The following is a 19,121-nucleotide window of genomic DNA, read 5'->3' as shown; positions in this document are numbered from 1 at the left end:
GGACGGTGCATTTCACTACAACAGACTAAGTTTTCCGGAGCTAAGAAGGTGTTTAAGAAGTATTCGCTCCCCCTCCGCAAGGCAGGAAGATGAGAACCACAAAACACCAACCATCCAGGAAGGTATTTTGATGGATTGTCAATCTGTCAAAATTGTGTAAGTTTGAGGTTCAGTGAGAATAGGTGTGGTGAGGAGATAAGGCGATGAGACTAGGGAAAGATAGAAGTACTCTTAAGCCAGCCAGTAGGAAGCTTTGGGCTAAGGCATACATCTCAATAAGTGCTATTTTCGGCTCGACATTTCTCCTGGTAGCTACCAGTTTGACCAACACTATCAATGTTGCCACGGCAGCAGGCGATGCCCAAAATTCAGAAAATAATTACAACTCCCCTGGTGCTTCACCACTTTTAAGAGCAATTCTGGGAGCCGATGCTTTAAACTCTCCTAATTCAACGGCTGAGTCCACAACAGGAGTTCCTGGTTCTTCGCCAGCAGTTCCCAACAATAATGCTGCTGTAGATACTCAAAATCCGGGCAACAACAGCCAGTATCCAGGAGAATCGAGGCTTCTGAGAGCCATACTCTCAACTCCCGATAATTCTACTGCCACAGAGTCAAATACTCAAACGGCTCAAGCTGTAACTTTCCCTGATATCCAAGGTCACTGGGCACAACGCTTTATCGAAACACTGGCGGCAAGAAATATAATTTTGGGGTTTCCCGACGGCACATTCCGCCCCAATGCACCAGTGAGGCGTGTTGAGTTTGCGGCACTCATCCGTAAGGCTTTTGCTCAAGACCCGATTCGTTCCGGCATGGATTTTGTTGATGTGCCTCCCAGCTACTGGGGTAACGCGGCTATTCAAGAAGCTTATCGAATGGGTTTCTTAGAAGGTTACCCGAATCGAGTTTTCCAGCCGGGGCAAAATATTCCTCGCGTTCAGGTGTTGGTTTCCTTGGCAAGTGGACTCGATTTAGTGGCACAAGGTCAAACCGAGTCAATTCTCAATAGCTTGTTTCGGGATGCGACTAATATTCCTGGCTATGCCCGTAATAGTGTGGCAGCAGCTACAGAAGAAGGTATTGTGGTTAACTACCCCAATGTGGCTTTACTTAATCCTAATCAGGTAGCAACTAGAGCAGACGTAGCCGCGTTTATCTATCAGGCTTTAGTAGAACAAGGGAAATTGCCGCCGCTAGACCCAGGCAATATAGCTACTCGCTACATTGTTAACTACCAGCCGCCAGTAGCTCAACCACCAAAACAAGATGTAGAAGCGCTACGACGGCAGTTCCGTTTACCGATGCCGCCAGTAGCTGAAAAAATTCGACGAGTAATCGGCGGTGGTTCCAGCATTGCTACACCCACAGCCTTTGGTGCTGATCAAAATACCCTGTTTGCTGGGCTTAGCTTTCAAGAGAGAACTCGCAATACTGATGACTCCGATGGTGCGATCGCCTTGGGTTTTGGTGTTGGTGATGCCCGTAGGACAGTTGGCTTGGAAACTACGGTTTCAATTTACGACTTGATCGATGATACCTTTGAAGATGGCGGCATTAGCTTTAAGTTACACCGTTTGATCGATGATCAGTTAGCGGTGGCAATTGGGGTAGAAAATTTAATTACTTGGGGAAATCCAGATCCTACCTACAGCAGTGTTTACGGCGTCGTCAGTAAAGTGTTTCCCCTGCGAACCAATTCAGCCACCTTCACTCCCTCAATCACAACTTCTGTCGGTGTAGGGGGCGGTCGTTTTCGCTCAGAAGATAATAATACTGAAGATGGTGATGATGATAATGTCAATGTCTTTGGCAGTGTCGGTGTAAGAATCGCTCAACCACTATCCCTGAAAGCTGAATGGACGGGTCAAGATTTGAACTTGGGTGCTTCTATTTACCCAATTCCTAATGTCCCCCTAGTTATTACCCCAGCTGTGGCTGATGTGACTGGCAACGCTGGTGATGATCCTCGGTTTATTCTGGGCATCGGTTATGGCGTCCAGTTCTAAGTTTAAGTAGTCTTTCGCCAATCTGTAGGTTATGAATATCAAACATCCGCCTTTGCCGCTCAGTCTGAGTGTTACACTGGGGTCCTTCCTCTTACTTTTTGGGACATCACTACCAGCCCAAGCTCAGTTATCGGATATTACTGGGGCAATTATCACAACTAGCGACATCGTTGATGGATTCCCACCATCGGTAGACCAAAGAACTATACTAGTTTTCACGAATGACAATATTGCTATTGCAGTTAATCAAGCAGCTAACTCAGTTAACGCGCAGCTAGCAGCCAGAAATTTTCCTGTAGTCGTTCCTAATCGTCCGATTGGTAGCATCTCACCAACGGTGCAACAGGCTTTGGAAAGTGTGTTGACTGAAACTAGCAATGTTGAGGCTAGTACTGGTAGGTTAGTCGGCGGTTTAGCTAGAGGCTGTGTCGGTGTAGATACGGTACAAGTTCGGGATTTAGTGTCGAGTTTACAAGGACTAACTACTGGCGGCGAGGTGGATGCGGCAAGCTTAGATGCTGCTGTTGAGGCTTACAATCAGTTGATCAACGATAGTAATCAGGAGTGTTTGGCTAATCCGCCAGAGGAACTGCTAGCAATTCAATCGTTATTAGTGGCGTTACTCAATGGTGCTTTGACAGCGGCGAGATAAAATTTTGGCAACTCTAAAAGCTACTTTTTTTAGAGATGACCCAAAACTAATGTACGCGAAACCATAACTTGCCATAAATTTGCAGAGTCTCCCCTGCTGATGCCTCCTTCTTCATTAAATTTGGTATTCAGGGTATTTTCTATATCCAGCCAAAACTTAGAAAAGTCTTCTTGTCTTGCGGGAGAAATATATTTCTGCAACCCTTTAAGGGAACTCAGATTACTGTAAAACTGATCTAATGTTTTAAAACCAATACTTTTAACTAGATCATCCACTTCAGCTTGATAAACTCGCTGCTGAAATCCGCCAACAATGCCTATTTGGGCAAGAGGCATCGCCAACAAGTTATGTAGCCATTCTTTGATTTGGGACAGCCAAAGATCTGGCCGATTAAGGTCAAGAAAATTCCGAAAGTGACCATCGTCGTAATTTAAGTAAAATATTCCCTGATCTGCTAGATGTTTCTTAGCCGTCTGTAGATATAAAGTACGATTATATACATGCTCAAAAACACTAAAACTAACAACAAAATCAGCTTTAAATTTCATTTCATGTAACTCAGTTCCTGTAAACAACTCAGCATTGAAGCTTTTTAGCCTTTCTCTAGCTATCTCAATGCTTTTCTTTCCTGGTTCATAAGCTACTAACCTAATATGGGGATAATCAGAAAGGATTCTCGGCCAGTCTCCAGCTTTGCCACAGCCATAATCGAAAATGACGGTTTTCTGGTTATCTTGAACTTGATTGAGTATTTCGTAAATCACTTTAGTTTTTGCAGCATTTCCTAGCCAATATAAATTGGTCATTATCTTAAGTTATTTGTCCTTGTTAAGTACATTGGTATACTCTAAAAGCGTTTGTTCAATCATTGATTGAACAGTAAAAATTTCTTTAACTCGTTGTCTACCCTTAGTTCCCAAGCTAGTCTGTCTTAAACTTTCTTCAAAAAACTTGAAGCCTTCTGCTAATAAGAGAGGTTGTCCAGGAGGAACTAATAATCCTGTTACTTTATCTTCGACTACTTCTGGAATAGCGCTGACGCATGTTGATACAACTGGCTTAGCTGCTGCCATGGCTTCTAATAAGACTAAACCCAAACCCTCATAAATAGAAGTGAGAGTAAATAGATCTAATGCATTCATTACCACTGGAATATCTTCCCGAAAACCAGCCCATATTACATCCTGTTGAATTCCCAGTTGTAAAGCTTGCTGTTTTAAGTCTACTTCTAATATTCCAGTACCAACTATTACTAGCTTTGTCGGCTTTGCTGCTTGTTGAGAGTAAATTTTAAAGCCTTCCAACAGGACATGCAGGGCTTTTTGGGGAACTAAACGGCAAACTGTGCCGATCAAATAGGTATCATCTGATATAGACCAAGTAGATCGTAATTTTTTGATAGCTTGATGTTCAACTTTTTCATAGGGAGACGTATCAATTCCATAGGGGATAGTTACAACTTTATGAGGAGAACAACCCAAATTTTGTAGGCAGGTGTTATTTTTAACTGCATCAGAAATTGCAATTATTCGCTGTGATCGCTGAGCAACCCAGCTTCCCAGCCAACGTTGTCCAATGCCTTGGTAAAAAGGTTCATCATTATGTTTGGAAATGACTAGTGGTATCTTTTTGCTTACCCCTAGTAATGCCAGAACGGTGTACATTTCTGCTGGTGGCAAATGAGCATGCACGATATCTGGAGAAAATTCCTTTATTTGCTGTCTCAATAAGAAAACAGGATGGAAATCTCCGTAGTATTTAAGTTTTAGAGGTATAACTTTACTACCAATTTTTTCAAGATATCGTTTCCAGTAAAAATTTTCTTTTAAGCAGGCAACTTCGACAAAATGACCTAACTGTATTTGACCTTTAACAATTTCTACTAGATGATTTTCGGCTCCTCCACGAATAAGAGCGGTAATAACATGAAGTATTTTCATAAAATCTATAAAGGCAGACTAAAAATATCAGCTATTTGCTTATATAATAACTGTGCCTCCTCTCTTGAAATTATCAATCACTGCGCATAATGAAGATGCAATAAATATAAAAATATAAAAATTAGAATGTCCATTAGACAAAGGATGAAAGATACTTTCAAATACAACATGACCGAAGGAATAAGAGCCAATAGCGACGATTAAATATTTGTGGGTATAGGGTATATTTAGTGAAGAAAAATCTTGTATATAATTTAAAGTTAAAAATAAAATACGAACATACAAAATCAAACTCAATATCCCGCCACCAGTAAATAGCTCAACATAAGCATTATGACCGCCATGAAAATGATAAGTGTGTAAAATCCTAGTTAAATCATCATTTACGTAGCCTAAACTTCTTTCTGCATAAAGAGTATTCATTCCTCTCCCAAAAAGGATATTAAAGGGATTTTGAAGAATTACAGATATCATACCTTGCCAGATTTTTATAAAAAAGAAAGTGTTATTGTTTTCTGTAGAAAAATAACCAATTATTCCTGATACATTATAAATGCTTCTAGCCACTATAGAAGTAGGATGAACTGTTATTAATAGCAAAAAAGTACCTATAAAAAGTATTACAAAAGTATAAATAATTAGTAATAAATCAAAACGGCTGCCACGAGAACCACCATGCCGAAAAATCTTATTGAGATAAAATATTATGAAAATTCCTGAAAACAAAAAGCCGACAAATGGGGTTCTACTTCCACTAATTACGAAATAAGAAAACAAAAAAATTGAAGTAAAAAAGTATACTAATCTGTATCTTTTAGAAAATAGTGAACTAAACGCAGTTGTACAAATAGCAATTGGTATAAAAAAAGCTGTTCCATTAAGTGATAAAAAACTGCTAATTCTGGCTCCTTCATTTTCACCAAATCTGGCAAATAAAGTGGATAAAAATACATCCATAATTGCCAAAATCACTGTGTAATTTAAAATAGATTTATTGTTAAACTTCTTAATATTGAAGGAATTTAAGTAAACTAATACTCCGAAAGCAATAGTTGACAAATATCGAAGTTCGAGAGGGAGTGTCAGTTTGATTAAATCCGGACTTTTTCCTTGGATATGTAAAATACTTAGTGGTATTCCTACTACTATTATTAGAAATAAATTCCTACAAAATTTGCCAATAAAAATTGATTTTGTGGAACAATAAAAACTTTGATAATAATAAAAAATGAATGTTGTAAAAGCAACCCAAATTACAATTAAATCGCCTACTACTAAATTAAAGCCTGCTACGGCAAATACTTCTATAGTTCTTAGAGGTGCTATGATAACTAAAAATAGTAAAAATAGATTGGATTTAATCAACATGCCTGTAACTCAAAAATACTTGAGCAAATAAATTGTTAATATATTGATTTACTTTGAAAAATGCAGTTCCTCAAGAAAATTAATAATTCTATTGGCACGTAGTTTCCAGGTATATTTTTGAACATCTATGTAAGCCTGTTCAGCAATTCGATTGGCAATTTGTTTGTTCTCTAGTAAAGTCCGAATATTCTTAGCAATCGCTTCCGAATCACCAGCTTCTGCCATTAACGCATTCTCTCCATCCCGCAGCACTTCCATAATAGATGGTAAACGAGAAGCAATAATCGGTCGCTTGGTACTCATATACTCAAAAAGTTTCAGAGGAGATATGTAATAGGCATAAAATTCATTCCAGGGGTGAGGCATTAAAAGGATATCACTCGCTTTCAGGTAATAAGGTACTTTTTGAATTGGCTGTTTCTCCAAGAAAACAAATCGCTCCCTTGGCAAACCGAGGGCAATAATAATCTGCTCATACTTAGGTACATTATCTAAAGGGCCGCCAATAAAATAAAAATAAAGTTCCGGAAAATCTTTGAGTAGATACTTGGCAGACTGAATAATTTCTGGTAGCCCCTTTTCACAACCCATGGTATGAAACTTTCCTACATAAGCAGCTATTTTTATTTGAGAATCTATCTGCAAATGTTCTCTTGCTTCTTTCTGGCTTAATTCAATATTAAATAATTCCAAATCTACTGCATCGGGCAACACAATAATTTTTTTTTCAAGAAAGCCTAACTGTACAAACTGTTCCTGAATAAAATTAGTTAGAACAACAACTAACTGTAAAGCACGATGTCCAGGAAGTAACCTGAGGAGCCACTTCTGGGCTCGTTTGGGGACAAGATGAGCTTCGTAAACTGTTGGTAGCCCTAGGTATACTAGACAAAAAGCAATGCCGCTATCGCGGGTATAGTACAAGTCTGCCTTTTGTTTCCTGGCTTTCAATGCTGCGTAAAATCCCCAAAGTAAGGCGTGAGTGAAGAAAATACCTGTAAATAGCTTTTCTGGTATCCAGAGACTCAGCGGCACAACGTCCCAATTAGGCAATGTTTTGACTTCAAAAACTGGCGGCACGTTGTAGTAGCTAAAAATGCTTATCTCCTTTAGCTCAGCATCAGATTGATATCTTTCAGGGTGTAGAAGAAGAACTTCTACACCCTGATTAGCAAATGCCTCACACATCTTGCAGATTTGATATCCGTGCGCTTTCTCCGTTGGTAAGCGAGCGTTGGCAATATAAACAAGTTGCTTGGGGCTCATGATTTAGTAAGGGAAATTATTGTTATTTTTTATTAGCAGCCAACAGCAAGTGAGAACCAATTCCTATCTGAAGATTTTTAGGCAACCAAGGCATTTTTTCTTTCCAGTCAGTTGCTAGCTCTTGAAGAGAGTATCCTGACAAGTCGAGCAGCTTTAAGATGGAAGCAGGTGTTAAAAAGCAGATATGTGTAGGATCACCTAAATCTTCTTTTTTCAGAAGAGCATAGCTCAAAATTCTTGAAACGGAATAGGGATTAGGAACATCAAAAATAAATATACCACTGTCTTGTAAAACTCGATGTACTTCACAAAGTACGAAATAGGGATTTTTTACATGTTCTAGAACCTGTCCCATGTAAACAGTATCAAAAAACTTAGGCTCAAAGGGTATCCCTTCTTCTATATTGGCCGTAGTTTGATTGTTAAAAGCTGTTTGGCTGTCTGCTAGTGGCTCGAATAAGTCTAGTCCATAAACAATACTATCTGCGGCAACAGTAGACTGAAATTTAGCATGAAAACTATTAGAAATTCCTGTACCTCTAATACCACCAATGTTACCAATATCAAGTATTTTGCCTTTTTTGTAATGCTTAATTAAAAATTCATAGCGACCAGGATAGATTTCCTGGGAAAACATATTTTTAGTTAATTTCATATAAAATCATGTCATTTATAAGCACTTAAGTTTAAGAGAACTACTTTTGGGCTACTGTCAGAAAACGAGCCGCAAGTAGTGTCGGCCAGGCTTTTTTGAGTATAAGTCTGATATCCCTAAGAAGAGGCATTTTATAGTATTCTTTCAATGTCTCTGCAAAAAGCTCTGGCTCTACCTTCACCGCCGAAAATCCAGCTTGTTGGAATGTTTGTTTCAGGTTACTTTGGTTAAACATTGTTTTGTGTCCCAGGTTGTATAGTCTGGGGATATCGTGACCTGTACTATCATCGTTGTTAAAGTGGGAAATTCTGCCCAGCAAAAACTCTAAACGGTAATTAAGATAAACAAAATTTGGCACTGTGGCAATACATTTACCGTTAGCTTGTAGGAGAGGATAAACTTTGTCCTTTAACACTACTAAAGGATCTATCAAATGTTCTAAGACATCGGTCATAATCACGACATCAAACGGTGCATATTCTTGGAGAATCTCTATAGAATCACTCTCAATGTCGAGCTTAAATGTCTGGAAACCCAGGTTATTTAAAACTGTCAGTGCCGTATCTGAAACATCTATGCCAACCACTTCATTCCCTTGATCTACTAGTGGCAACATGCATTTACCTGTACCACAGCCTATATCTAGGACTTTTTGCCCATAACCGACCATTTCGGCAATTGAAACGCCAAATTTGTTATCTAGTGTCGGCTGTCCTTTTCCCTTGTCTAGATAGGCAGTCCACGATTCTTCATAAATTTTTTCAATCGTTTTACGAGGCATGGTTGATTAATCTCCCGTCAATAGCTTCTAGCTGCTCAAAATAAAGTTTAATAGCTATTTTCTGCTGTTCGTCGATATTTTTATTGTCTTCCACAATATTGAGCAATTCTTCTTCAGAAAAACCTGAAATAAACCTTGGTTTATTTCCAAAAATTTTCCTATATAGCTTTTCTGTTTTAACGATTCCATACATAGCTTTCATTACCGAGCCATTAGTAGAACCTTGGCGATAGTGTTTCGCTTCTAGTAAGGCTTGTTTTACATACTCTTTGCCATATTTCTTTAAGAGGATTGTGGGAGCGCTCAAACCATCGAAGCCTGTGACCGTGTTATTTTCAGATAAAGTAATAACCTTATAACCAAGGAGCAGTAATTTTTCATTAGCATAATCTGCTGTATCATATCCTGGTTGGACTTTAACATCGGGTGGGAAAACTTTAAACTGAGAAATTTGATTTTTGGGAGACTGAAATTTTAAGTTATTGTCTAAAAAACATTGTTTTTGAAAAAGAAGAGCATAGGAACCCATTGGCAAAAACTCTTCTTCGCCAATTTTGAATTTCCACCAAGAACGTGGAGATAAAGAAACTGCTGCATTCTGAGGATTATCCAAGTATTTTAAATAGCTAATCACTTCTGTGTTGACAATATATTTATCATCATCGCAGATAAAAATAACTTCAGAAATAATATTTTTTTTGATAATTAAATCGAGCTTTAAACCGTGATAACAATTAATAAAAGGAATTAACTGACACCCATCAAATTTTGAATGCTCCATGCTACCCGACGAGTCAATGATCAGGAAATCGCAATTATATTGACCAAGGAACTTGAGAGCAAAATGCAACCAAAGTCTTGCGTAATCCTCAGAAATTGAACAAGTCATAATTAGGGGTTTAGTAGAACTACCTGCCTTAATTAAACCCGAAACTGCTTTGAGGCTTGGTAACAGTATTCTTGGCATACTATACTGCCAGTTAAACCATTTTAGTGATTTAGGTACTGCTATCCATAATGGCTCAGTCATGGAGCGTCTATCCTGATTAAATTACCTGATTAAGTGACAGACTATTCCTAGCTCTTATTCAGATCTGCTGAAAGGAATAAGTGAATAAATAAGATTGAGCAAATATTATCTTACTTTATGTCTTAGCTGCTTACCTCCTGCAATTCATAAATAAGACGATTACAAAGTTTATCTAGGCTATGTTCTCTGACTACAGTACGTCGTAACTCTTTTCCTAGTTTTTGGCGCTCAATGGCTGACATTGATGTTAGTATTAAGAGGCGATCGCTTAATTGTTTTGCATCCCTCTCAATTACCCATGTCTTAGCTAAATTTTCACCCAGGACTTTAGTAAAAGCGGCATTGGTTATTACTGGTATTTCACAACTCATTGCCTCTAGTACTGCCTTATCCACTGAACCCGTTTCCGACATACTTACAAAACAATTAGCCTTTTGATAGAAGGATACTACCCCTCCAAAGGGAATGCTTCCTGTGAAAAATACTATATTTTGTAACCTATACTGCTCAACTAGTCTTTTTAATTTAGCTTCATAAGTCTTATCTTTTTCTTTTAAAGGGCCGCCAACAATATTCAGACAAAAAGCTATGTCTGGCTTTTTTTTTCGCAACCAAGCAACTGCTTCAATTAATATCTCAACTTTTTTGATCGGAGAAAGACGACCAACTGTTATAGTTGTGAACAATTGATCGGATAAATTTCTCTGTTTGGATGGTATAAATTTAGTGATATCAATACCATGACCAATAACTCGGACTTTACTGCTGGAAATTCGGAAACTTTCTGGAGAAGCTGTAACTACCCGCTTAACTACCAAAGTAGCTAAACGCAGCATTAGAGTTACTGATTTGTGAGTGTACCAGAGAACCATAGGAATATTTCGCAAGCGAAGCAAGGGAGCAGCCATAACTGCGAATAAAGGCATCATATGGGCAAAACAGGCATCGTAGCGCTCAGTTGCTAGTAATTGGTTAAGGACACGGTAAAATTCCACTGCTCGTCGTGGCTCACTATAGCCCTTTTCTTTTCCCACAGAGTAGACTCGGACATTATCAGGAACTTCAATCCGTCCCACTCGCATGGTAATAACATCAATGCGCTTTACCTGTTCTGAGAGTGCCACGATCCATTGAGTAGTAAATCCTAGAATAGGATCATCAGCGTCAGTTGCTAGATTAAAAAGCAAAAGGTACATGGCGAGTCTTACTTTTTGGCAACAACCTCGTAATGGGATACCAAGAAACCTGATTCAGCAAAAGTAGCAAGGTATCTTTCAGTCATTTTTTTATTGAAATTTCTAATGGCTGAACCGAAAGGTAAATTGATTTGGGCAATACTACGGGGTATTACTGTTAAATTGCGTGCTACTAATTTAACTTCTTGAAATCTAGAAAGTAATTTTTTAACCTGTTCTTTCCTATATACACGAACCGGTCCATTTGCTCGAGGCTTAAATTTTTCGTAGACAAAGTTTTGTATACCCTCTAAGTTATAAATACTGGGAAAAGAACTGACAAGGATAATTTGACCACCCGGCTTAAGGACACGGTACATCTCGTTGATAATTTCCCTAGCTTCGGCGTGAGGCAGATGAAGTAGAACAGCACAACTGATGATACAGTCAAAGTAATCTGACTTTACAGGAATATTGGCTAAGTTGCCTTGATATAAAGCGACTCTATTGATAATATTTTCATCTTCTCGCACCAAGGTTAGAAATTTATTGAGCATTACCGGAGAAGCATCTACCCCCAGTAAATAAAGTTCAGGATTGCGTTTTAATAAAGGAATTGCTAACCGACCATAACCACATCCCGCATCCAGAATATTGGCACAATTACCATTAATATATTCATTAATCCAATCAGGGAACTTGGCAAAATAGTCTTGTGAGGTTGTAGCCGCTGCCGCTTTAATCGGATTAGTCTCTGCCGCTTTTGACCAGGTGATGTTTGCTCGTTTGTCAACATCTTCTGATAAGCTATAGTGAATACCCTTTCTCTGGATGACCTCTCCTGTAAAACAATTTCCTAATCTGTTCATCAAGGTTTTCTCCTAATCCTTGCTTTTATTTGAGAGAGAATTTTGATGACGAGCAACTTGACTCGAATTACTACCGCAGTCTAAATTTAGACAAGCTATACGGCTGCATTAATTAAATAGAAGAACTCTCAAAGCTAGACTCCCGTTTTTTCAGCAAATCCTGGGCAGATTCAAAAATTTCTTGATAACCTTGCACATAAACTTGAGTTGAAAAGAAACTCTTGGCAAAGACATGAGCTTGATAGCCTATTTTTTGTGCCTCCTCTGGATTTTCTAAGAACCAACGCATCTTCTTTGCCAACAGTCTGTCGTTGCTAGGTGGAACCAGAAATCCATTGACACCATCGTGTATCATATCCGGAATACCACCAACGCGACTGGCAATTACAGGTTTTCCTGCTGCCATTGCTTCTATCACCACCCTTCCTAATCCTTCAGAAAGAGAAGGCAGAACAAAAACAGTTGCTTGTCCCATCAGTGCTGCTAGTTCTTTTTGAGAGATTTCTGGCACAAATTTAGTCTGATTGCTTAAGTCGAGTTCCCTTACCTGTACTCGCAACTCGTTAGCATAGCTTTGATTTTCCTCTCTGCCAACAATGACAAGTCGCGCCTGCGGAAAATCCTGAGAAATACTAGCGAAGCCGTTGATCAGGTGATGGACTCCTTTACGCGGTATTAATACACCTGTATAGATAATTTGTTGCGATGCCGAGGTGTTAGTTTGATTACCTACTTGAAGAAATACTTCTATATCCGTCCACGCCACAAATTTGAAAATCTGCTTGCTGGGATTCCACTTTTGTAACTGCTGCTGTGTAGAATTAGAGACGGCTCGTAGTAAGTCGGCGTGAGTGAGAGTAAAACGAGCAGCTTGGTTCATCAAGAAGCGATAAAAATTAGGAATCAGAAGACGGCGCTGCCAAAATAAATCCTCTTCAAAATCTACATGATTTTCTACAACCAAGACAACTTTTTGTCCCCAGTAACCTGCAATTTTTTTCGCCCAAGTAGCCGCAACTCCTTCGTAAGGGCTTTGGGCAACTAATACTTGCACCCTGTGCCGCCAAATCAGCCACAGGGCGATAATAGGTGCAATGACGAACATCTCGACGTAGCGCAGGATGGGAGAGGGGAGTTGGGGTAACAAGTAGAAGTGAGCATGTTCTGTAAACTGGCGCGGTAGTATGTTGGAGGAAAAGCCAATGACGAATAGTTCACCTAGTTTGTTTAATGCCCGAAATTTCTTCTGGCTGGTTGTATCGAGTGGTTGAGAGTAACGAGCACCACCAATCCAGCAACACTTGATGCTAGTGCGATCGCTTATACTCTCATTATTCGTTGCTCCTGATTCATCCTTGGCTTTCATCACTTACCATTGACCTACAATTACTGATCAATCAAGAGGGATTTATGAGCAATGCAGTAGTATCCCCAAGTTATTATAGGAGATATCTGGCTATCTTTTTTGATAGAACCAAACTCTGGAAATGAGCGAGGATGTACGTAAAAAATCAATCGAGATAATAAGTAAAGCACTGCCTTAAAAGGTTTAGATAATCCAGTTTGAATGATGATTCTTTCTAGTAAAACTGCCACAGTTTCAAACGTATCACCAGCGGCTTTAATTTTAACTTCAGTGAACTCCTTGAGAATTTCTTGCAACCCCATAATTGTAAAACGATAGTAATCGTTAGGCACCTCATGAAGTGGGAAAATAAAGGGTGTGGTAAGAATTAGCTTTCCTCCAGGCTTGAGTACTCGATAGATCTCTGATATAGCACTTCTGGTATCGGCAACGTGTTCTAGCACTTCTGTACAGAGAACAATATCAAACTCGTTATCCAAGAAAGGTAAATCACAGACTGAAGCAATTACATCAACTTCTTGCCCTGCTACTATATCTACGCCAATTGAGTTAGGAAACCACTTCTTGTAAGGTCGATAATTACTACAACCGATGTCTAAACATTTATCCTTGCTAGCATGAGCAGCAATAAACTGCTCAAGTCTCACTCTCGTTAACTTCTTCATGATTTGCCAGCAATGATAATCATCTTTTGTCCCAGGTGGTGTCCCAACCAACTAGTGTGTAACTTGTTCTCCTTAGGTAAAAATCTCTGAAACGCTATATTTCTGGCAGATAAATGAACTACTTGTAAGCCTGAGTCCACAACCATTTTTTTCAATTTGAGAGCATTGAAAAAATAAACATGGGTTGGGTCATCAGAGAAGCTGTCTCGATAACCAAGAAGCCAATACCAGATATCGTAAACTCGTTTGATGGGATAATTAGGGGTTTGAATTAAGACAAAACCTCCTGGTTTACAGACACGATATAGTTCTTTAATAGCTAAATTAGGCTTTTCTAAGTGCTCTACAACTTCCAAGCTATAAACTAGGTCAAAATGGTCATCAGGAAGCGGTAATTGGTATAAACTCGCCTCAATGAAGGTTACCTGAGGAAATTTTTCCTTGCCGTAATTTAACCCCGGCGTGCCTAAATCAACTCCTACTGTCTCTTGCACACCGGCTACGGTGGCTAAGCGTCCTATGTGTATACCAGTTCCGCAACCAGCATCTAAGACACAACCATGGGCATAGGAGCTAAGTAATTGCAAATCTGTAGCAGCAGCACCTTTTTTTGAGACAAGTTGCGCCGTGTAATCATCCCAATTGGCTTTTTTTTTCATTGTCAAGCTTTTTAGTATTTAATTCCCAGCTATTTTGAGTCTCTTGTGTTAAATTTATTTCTTGATAAGCAGCCGGAATACCCATAGCAATTGTCCTGGGTGGGATATCTTTTGTGACCACTGCCCCAGCTGCAACCACTGCCCCTTCACCAATTCTTACTCCTGCTAAAATGATTGCCCCTGAAGCTATCCATACTCCATCATCAATAACAATTCGTTTAGCACTATGTTGATAGGGAATTTTGTCAAACTGTAGATAACCTGATTCGATAATTGCGTAGGGGGATATTCTCACATTATTGCCAATTTGCACACCACCTCTGCCGCCAATAATTACACCATGATTGATCGTTGTGTCGTCACCAATAATAATATTTTCTGGGTAGTACAGTGTCGGCCAGCCGTATACCTTGACTCTTTTGCCTAGTTTGCCAACTAATGCTAGCATTACGGGGTATTTAAGTTGCAAGCTTATTCGACTAAAAGCTGCAAAGCTTTTACGAACTACTTTTTTAATTAATCTCAAGAATAAACTATTTTTATCTTGAATCATCTGTTGCTGATTTAAGGACGCCCAGTCGACTGACAATTAGTTGTATTGCCATAAAAATCTGAAAAACTGTTAGACCCAGACTTTGTAGGACGCTCATACCCACATAACCATAATTAACTGTTACTGGAATACTTAAGACAACAAAAACAAAAGCATAAATGCCGATGCCCAGACTCCAAGTTTTAATCTGGTCGATCGTGAAGTATAAAGGACGCAACCAGAAGCATGCCAGCCAAGTAGCAGAACCAATGAGCAACAGTTGTGTCGCGGCAATGGCAGGACGATAATCTTCGCCTAACAATAGTGGCAAAAAGAAGGGTACAAGCACTACCGTAGCCGACACAGCTAATCCTAGAGGGAGTCCTACTTGCAATGCTAATCGCTGTACTTTTTGTCGGAGAGCATGTTTTCCTCCTAAGCCCCACAGCCGTGATATTTCTGGATAGGTAACAGATTGTAGAGGCCCCGCCATATAGCTGACCATACTCACTAGCTTTTTGGCAAGGCTGTAATAACCAACTTCTAAAGGGTTACGGAAATAACCTATTAATAAGACGTCCATTTGCTTAGGCAGCATCCCCAGCAAGGTACTCAAATTGTTGTAGCCAAGGAAGCGAAAAATTTCTCCGCGCTGAGGTTTGAGAACTTGCCATTTCCCCTGAGATAGTATTGACCCCCAACTGCGCCGTGTTTCTATCTGACCAATAAATCCATAAACCAATCCTGTTGCTACCATAGCGATCGCATTTCCCCAGACTACGCCTGACACCTGCCAACCGCCTAAAACGAGACACAGTACCAGAATAACCCGCAAACCCGTTGTCAGAAATTCAATCCAAGCCATTAAGTAAAACTTGCCTAAGGTAGAGAGGATGGCACGGGAAGTGCCGACTAACCCTCTAGGAATGAAGGCTAAAGCATAGACAATAATCAATCCTACAGCTTCTGGTTGATGTGCCACCTCTCTAGCTGCCCAATTAGCACTAATCAACACCGTGCCAAAGGCTAAGAAAGCGATCGCTAAATCGATGACATATCCCAATTTGCACATCGCTAAAGCTCGTTGTTGCTCACCTTGGGCATGGAACTCGCTCAAATATTTTACCGATGCCTGAGAGGAATAAGCATCAAAAAAAGTGTAAACCAAACCAGGGTAACTCATTACCAAAGCTGTTACCCCGTAAAGTTCCGGCCCCAGCCAACGGGCAACTAAGATACCTTGGGCAAAACTCAGGAGTGCTCCTACAAAGTTGGCAATGGTTAACACTCCCACGTCTCGGACAAATTTTCTGCCGATTAGTTTAGCCTTGAAATTCTTCAATAATTTCCGTAGTGGGAGCACTAGCTTAGTCAGTCTCCTAAACTTGCGGGCTTTGATAAAACGAGCTAACCAAACAGATTAACAGATTTTAATTTACTTCTTCGCATAAAAATTAAATCCACTGACTTGCTTGTTGCTTAAGAAAGAGTCACACCAGTACAAATAGTTTTGTAATTTGTTTAAACCACCAGGCAAAAAATTCAGTAGCGTCGTCAAATTCCCTCTTACTGGCACTATTTCCAGGCTCTCAAATTCCTGCAAAAGATAACGCACTCCATCTTCCGTAAAGCGATAGTAATCTTGATAGTGTCCAGGCTTGGCGTGATAACTATACAAAAAAGGTACGTAACCAAATAGTACAGCCTCGTCTTTTAAAATACGAAAAATTTCTTTAACAGCTAAGAACGGATTATATACATGCTCTAATACTGCACAACAAATAGCTCCCTCATAGGTGGCGTCAGCAATCATATGAAGATTGCAAATATCAGCAACAATATCTGGTTTTGTCGAGGAATCATAATCACAAGTTACATATTGTTTTTCTGCAAATAGTTTGCTATCTTGCCGTGCAGAACCTCCAAAATCTATAACTAAATCACAACTACTTCTCATTTCTAGCAGCTTTTCGGATCTAAACTTATCCCAGACCTGCATTTATTCAACTCCTTCTCAATGCAAAAATACTGGTGTTAAGTGGAAGTTTTTCCGCTGAAGTCATCGCTAACAAACTGTTCTTTGCTAGCGACTTGCTCAAACTTAGAAAATTTAATTCTGAATGTGTAGAGTATTCTTTACAGAGTTTAAGTTTACATTCTAAAACAATCTTTCGTAGAGATTTTCTGGTAAATCCATTAATATGTTCTAGCGGTTGAAACGGCCCTTTTGCCAGAACTGGACTATTTGGTCTTGCATGAGGAACCGAGATGCTACATCCTCCACCTAGTCTGAGAATTCTTACTAATTTAGTAAGTAGTTGTTTGGGTTCAGGAACATGCTCTAGTACTTGGTTTAAGATGATCAAATCAAAGAAATCATCAGGGAAGTCTTCGATATGTTGCGCTAGTTTCAACCCCTTCTCTTGAGCGAAGTTAATTTTTTCTTGAGAAGATTCAATTAGATAAGCCTCACAGCCCAGAGCCAAAGCACATAGAGCCGAAGTTCCCCAGCCTCCACCAAAATCTAAAACTTTTGGCTGACCAGTATTTGCTTGAACAGCATCTAGCTGCCTAGCAACTACTTGAGTCAGTCCCATCCTCTCTCTAACTGATTTTTTTGCCTGCTTAGCATAACTTTTTTCAGGACTAATCCACTCATTGTATAGCCGGCTTAAGTTAGCCTGGTTCAACACATTCTGATGCCAATAAAAATCACATTTTCGGCATTTATTTATTCTAAAATCAGCCCCAGGGAAAATTGTATTATCAACCCGGCTATCATAGTAATTATTTATAAAATTTAAAACATCCGGTGAATCATAAAGGTTAATGTAGAAGGGTTTTTCATCAGCTATTACACCACAAATTGGACAATGAAGATAACTATCAAAATGTACGTTACTCATCCCGCAATCCTTTGAGCGAGCCGTTGAATAGCTTATTACTTGTAATCTGCCAATAATTTGGCACTTTCTGCCAACATCTGTCCAAAACTAAACTGTTCGCAGGAATACCGAGCGCCCTCAGTAAGGCGCTGACGTTCTGAAGCAGATGTGAGTAACTTTAAAAGAGCTTCATAAAGTGCCTGATCATCCAACGGAGCAATTAATAACCCATTCTCGCCATCAAGCACTACCTCCGGCGTCCCTCCCACTGCTGTGGCTACTACAGGTAACCCCAAACTTATTGCCTCTAAAACAACATGAGGTAAACCTTCATAACTAGAGTTGAGCACAAAAATGTCACAAGCTGCCATTAAAGCTAATGTTTCCTCCTGGCTCAGTTGTCCAGCAAAATAAACTCGCTCAGCAAGATTGAGCTCTTGTGTTATTCCCTCCAAATGCGATCGCTCAGAACCATCGCCAACTACCACCAAACCAACATCATCCCATCGGCTTAACACTGCGAGCAAACGATCTACATGCTTCCAAGGAACTAACCTACCCACGCTCACTAATTTAACCCTTGTCTTTAAAGGCACTTGAGCAGGGAGTATACTTTTGGGCAGTTCCAAGGCATTGTAGATGACCACTAACTTCTCCTGGGGAACTCCCCATCCTTGAACCCATTGAGCCAGGTACTGACTAGGAACAATAACCTGATCCGCCTGCCGAGTCCACCAAGAACGCAACCACTTGAGGGCCTCTATCCTAATCCCATAGCGTTGCTTTTGGAAATCCTCAAAATTATCCTTGATCCAACCCAGATGAGTCGCTCGCTCCCAACTCAAGTCTCCTACTACTTTTTGTACCATCGGCTTGCGTAACCACAAATTAGCTAATGCCGCCTCCATTGTCAGCCCATTAACAAACAAAACATCAGCATCTCGACCTAGCTGCATAATCAACATAACAGTGCGCAGCCAGCGCCGTGCTTTGAATATCTGTCTTGGCAAGCGCACTATCCGGAAAGGATATATTTGATCATCATGCTCTAGGCGATCGCTGAGCGTCACCACTGTCGCGGAGTGACCCAGTGCCACCAATCCGGTCGATATTTGTGGTACATAGGTAGCCGGGCCCCCAATATCAGGTGGAAAAATGCCACTGATGATTAATATTTTCCTCAATTCATCGGATCTGCTGTTAATTGGCATGTTTTCCGGCTTAAAGCTTACTCATTGACTCCTAACACCTAACCTTGAAGACAGATCT

The 19,121-nt window shown here is 39.8% G+C and carries 19 protein-coding genes; 2 read left to right on the top strand and 17 right to left on the bottom strand.

Annotated elements, in window-relative coordinates; genetic code table 11:
* Positions 1-203: 203 nt before the first annotated feature.
* Both ACT7WV_RS15600 and ACT7WV_RS15595 read left to right on the top strand, forming a co-directional pair.
* Positions 204-2,009 carry an S-layer homology domain-containing protein gene (locus ACT7WV_RS15600; protein WP_445103759.1) on the top strand — a complete coding sequence of 602 codons (1,806 nt, stop codon included), beginning with the start codon at positions 204-206 and terminating at the stop codon, positions 2,007-2,009.
* Positions 2,010-2,040: 31 nt separating this feature from the next.
* Positions 2,041-2,661 (top strand): hypothetical protein, encoded by a 621-nt coding sequence (locus tag ACT7WV_RS15595; protein ID WP_445103758.1) that lies wholly within the window; start codon positions 2,041-2,043, stop codon positions 2,659-2,661.
* Between the two features lie 29 nt (positions 2,662-2,690).
* Here the strand turns inward: ACT7WV_RS15595 and ACT7WV_RS15590 are convergent, their stop codons facing one another.
* From ACT7WV_RS15590 to ACT7WV_RS15510, 17 genes are all read right to left on the bottom strand, one after another.
* The gene (locus tag ACT7WV_RS15590) at positions 2,691-3,467 is read right to left on the bottom strand and encodes a class I SAM-dependent methyltransferase (protein WP_445103757.1); all 777 of its coding nucleotides are present in this window, start codon (positions 3,465-3,467) and stop codon (positions 2,691-2,693) included.
* Positions 3,468-3,476: 9 nt separating this feature from the next.
* The gene (locus tag ACT7WV_RS15585; RefSeq protein ID WP_445103756.1) at positions 3,477-4,601 is read right to left on the bottom strand and encodes a glycosyltransferase; all 1,125 of its coding nucleotides are present in this window, start codon (positions 4,599-4,601) and stop codon (positions 3,477-3,479) included.
* Positions 4,602-4,640: 39 nt separating this feature from the next.
* Positions 4,641-5,969 carry a hypothetical protein gene (locus ACT7WV_RS15580; RefSeq protein ID WP_445103755.1) on the bottom strand — a complete coding sequence of 443 codons (1,329 nt, stop codon included), beginning with the start codon at positions 5,967-5,969 and terminating at the stop codon, positions 4,641-4,643.
* A gap of 48 nt (positions 5,970-6,017) precedes the next feature.
* Positions 6,018-7,235, bottom strand: a complete 1,218-nt coding sequence (locus tag ACT7WV_RS15575; protein ID WP_445103754.1) for a glycosyltransferase — start codon at positions 7,233-7,235, stop codon at positions 6,018-6,020.
* A gap of 22 nt (positions 7,236-7,257) precedes the next feature.
* Positions 7,258-7,890, bottom strand: coding sequence for a class I SAM-dependent methyltransferase (locus ACT7WV_RS15570; RefSeq protein ID WP_445103753.1), 633 nt, complete (start codon positions 7,888-7,890; stop codon positions 7,258-7,260).
* Between the two features lie 40 nt (positions 7,891-7,930).
* Positions 7,931-8,671 (bottom strand): class I SAM-dependent methyltransferase, encoded by a 741-nt coding sequence (locus tag ACT7WV_RS15565; RefSeq protein ID WP_445103752.1) that lies wholly within the window; start codon positions 8,669-8,671, stop codon positions 7,931-7,933.
* Complete coding sequence (locus tag ACT7WV_RS15560) at positions 8,661-9,701, bottom strand: hypothetical protein (protein ID WP_445103751.1); 1,041 nt, start codon at positions 9,699-9,701, stop codon at positions 8,661-8,663. The genes ACT7WV_RS15565 and ACT7WV_RS15560 overlap by 11 nt, the downstream gene beginning before the upstream one ends.
* Positions 9,702-9,823: 122 nt before the next feature.
* Positions 9,824-10,897 carry a glycosyltransferase family 4 protein gene (locus ACT7WV_RS15555; RefSeq protein ID WP_445103750.1) on the bottom strand — a complete coding sequence of 358 codons (1,074 nt, stop codon included), beginning with the start codon at positions 10,895-10,897 and terminating at the stop codon, positions 9,824-9,826.
* A gap of 8 nt (positions 10,898-10,905) precedes the next feature.
* Positions 10,906-11,745: a class I SAM-dependent methyltransferase gene (locus ACT7WV_RS15550; RefSeq protein WP_445103749.1), complete on the bottom strand. Its 840-nt coding sequence runs from the start codon at positions 11,743-11,745 to the stop codon at positions 10,906-10,908.
* Between the two features lie 112 nt (positions 11,746-11,857).
* Positions 11,858-13,111, bottom strand: coding sequence for a glycosyltransferase family 4 protein (locus tag ACT7WV_RS15545; RefSeq protein WP_445105664.1), 1,254 nt, complete (start codon positions 13,109-13,111; stop codon positions 11,858-11,860).
* Positions 13,112-13,131: 20 nt separating this feature from the next.
* Complete coding sequence (locus ACT7WV_RS15540; protein ID WP_445103748.1) at positions 13,132-13,776, bottom strand: class I SAM-dependent methyltransferase; 645 nt, start codon at positions 13,774-13,776, stop codon at positions 13,132-13,134.
* On the bottom strand, positions 13,773-14,435 hold the full coding sequence (locus ACT7WV_RS15535) for a class I SAM-dependent methyltransferase (protein WP_445103747.1): 663 nt from the start codon (positions 14,433-14,435) through the stop codon (positions 13,773-13,775). The genes ACT7WV_RS15540 and ACT7WV_RS15535 overlap by 4 nt, the downstream gene beginning before the upstream one ends.
* Positions 14,410-14,988 carry an acyltransferase gene (locus ACT7WV_RS15530; RefSeq protein WP_445103746.1) on the bottom strand — a complete coding sequence of 193 codons (579 nt, stop codon included), beginning with the start codon at positions 14,986-14,988 and terminating at the stop codon, positions 14,410-14,412. The genes ACT7WV_RS15535 and ACT7WV_RS15530 overlap by 26 nt, the downstream gene beginning before the upstream one ends.
* Positions 14,975-16,309 (bottom strand): lipopolysaccharide biosynthesis protein, encoded by a 1,335-nt coding sequence (locus ACT7WV_RS15525; RefSeq protein ID WP_445103745.1) that lies wholly within the window; start codon positions 16,307-16,309, stop codon positions 14,975-14,977. The genes ACT7WV_RS15530 and ACT7WV_RS15525 overlap by 14 nt, the downstream gene beginning before the upstream one ends.
* A 93-nt stretch (positions 16,310-16,402) precedes the next feature.
* Positions 16,403-16,966, bottom strand: coding sequence for a methyltransferase domain-containing protein (locus tag ACT7WV_RS15520; protein WP_445103744.1), 564 nt, complete (start codon positions 16,964-16,966; stop codon positions 16,403-16,405).
* Between the two features lie 4 nt (positions 16,967-16,970).
* Entirely contained in the window at positions 16,971-17,873 is a 903-nt protein-coding gene (locus ACT7WV_RS15515; protein WP_445103743.1) for a class I SAM-dependent methyltransferase, read from the bottom strand.
* 35 nt (positions 17,874-17,908) lie between these two features.
* The gene (locus ACT7WV_RS15510) at positions 17,909-19,063 is read right to left on the bottom strand and encodes a glycosyltransferase family 4 protein (RefSeq protein ID WP_445103742.1); all 1,155 of its coding nucleotides are present in this window, start codon (positions 19,061-19,063) and stop codon (positions 17,909-17,911) included.
* Positions 19,064-19,121: the final 58 nt, after the last annotated feature.

Source organism: Symploca atlantica LB2515 (assembly GCF_052546295.1).
The sequence above is the reverse complement of the archived record's forward strand: the minus strand, read 5'-3'. Positions and strand labels throughout refer to the sequence as shown.

Excerpts from the sequence above, each read along its gene's own strand:
- ACT7WV_RS15520 (WP_445103744.1), bottom strand. The coding sequence starts at position 16,966 with ATGCAGGTCTGGGATAAGTTTAGATCCGAAAAGCTGCTAGAAATGAGA.
- ACT7WV_RS15595 (WP_445103758.1), top strand. The coding sequence starts at position 2,041 with ATGAATATCAAACATCCGCCTTTGCCGCTCAGTCTGAGTGTTACACTG.
- ACT7WV_RS15565 (WP_445103752.1), bottom strand. The coding sequence starts at position 8,671 with ATGCCTCGTAAAACGATTGAAAAAATTTATGAAGAATCGTGGACTGCC.
- ACT7WV_RS15510 (WP_445103742.1), bottom strand. The coding sequence starts at position 19,063 with ATGCCAATTAACAGCAGATCCGATGAATTGAGGAAAATATTAATCATC.
- ACT7WV_RS15580 (WP_445103755.1), bottom strand. The coding sequence starts at position 5,969 with ATGTTGATTAAATCCAATCTATTTTTACTATTTTTAGTTATCATAGCA.
- ACT7WV_RS15560 (WP_445103751.1), bottom strand. The coding sequence starts at position 9,701 with ATGACTGAGCCATTATGGATAGCAGTACCTAAATCACTAAAATGGTTT.
- ACT7WV_RS15515 (WP_445103743.1), bottom strand. The coding sequence starts at position 17,873 with ATGAGTAACGTACATTTTGATAGTTATCTTCATTGTCCAATTTGTGGT.
- ACT7WV_RS15545 (WP_445105664.1), bottom strand. The coding sequence starts at position 13,111 with ATGAAAGCCAAGGATGAATCAGGAGCAACGAATAATGAGAGTATAAGC.
- ACT7WV_RS15600 (WP_445103759.1), top strand. The coding sequence starts at position 204 with ATGAGACTAGGGAAAGATAGAAGTACTCTTAAGCCAGCCAGTAGGAAG.
- ACT7WV_RS15585 (WP_445103756.1), bottom strand. The coding sequence starts at position 4,601 with ATGAAAATACTTCATGTTATTACCGCTCTTATTCGTGGAGGAGCCGAA.
- ACT7WV_RS15550 (WP_445103749.1), bottom strand. The coding sequence starts at position 11,745 with ATGAACAGATTAGGAAATTGTTTTACAGGAGAGGTCATCCAGAGAAAG.
- ACT7WV_RS15535 (WP_445103747.1), bottom strand. The coding sequence starts at position 14,435 with ATGAAAAAAAAAGCCAATTGGGATGATTACACGGCGCAACTTGTCTCA.
- ACT7WV_RS15540 (WP_445103748.1), bottom strand. The coding sequence starts at position 13,776 with ATGAAGAAGTTAACGAGAGTGAGACTTGAGCAGTTTATTGCTGCTCAT.
- ACT7WV_RS15590 (WP_445103757.1), bottom strand. The coding sequence starts at position 3,467 with ATGACCAATTTATATTGGCTAGGAAATGCTGCAAAAACTAAAGTGATT.
- ACT7WV_RS15555 (WP_445103750.1), bottom strand. The coding sequence starts at position 10,897 with ATGTACCTTTTGCTTTTTAATCTAGCAACTGACGCTGATGATCCTATT.
- ACT7WV_RS15575 (WP_445103754.1), bottom strand. The coding sequence starts at position 7,235 with ATGAGCCCCAAGCAACTTGTTTATATTGCCAACGCTCGCTTACCAACG.
- ACT7WV_RS15570 (WP_445103753.1), bottom strand. The coding sequence starts at position 7,890 with ATGAAATTAACTAAAAATATGTTTTCCCAGGAAATCTATCCTGGTCGC.
- ACT7WV_RS15530 (WP_445103746.1), bottom strand. The coding sequence starts at position 14,988 with ATGATTCAAGATAAAAATAGTTTATTCTTGAGATTAATTAAAAAAGTA.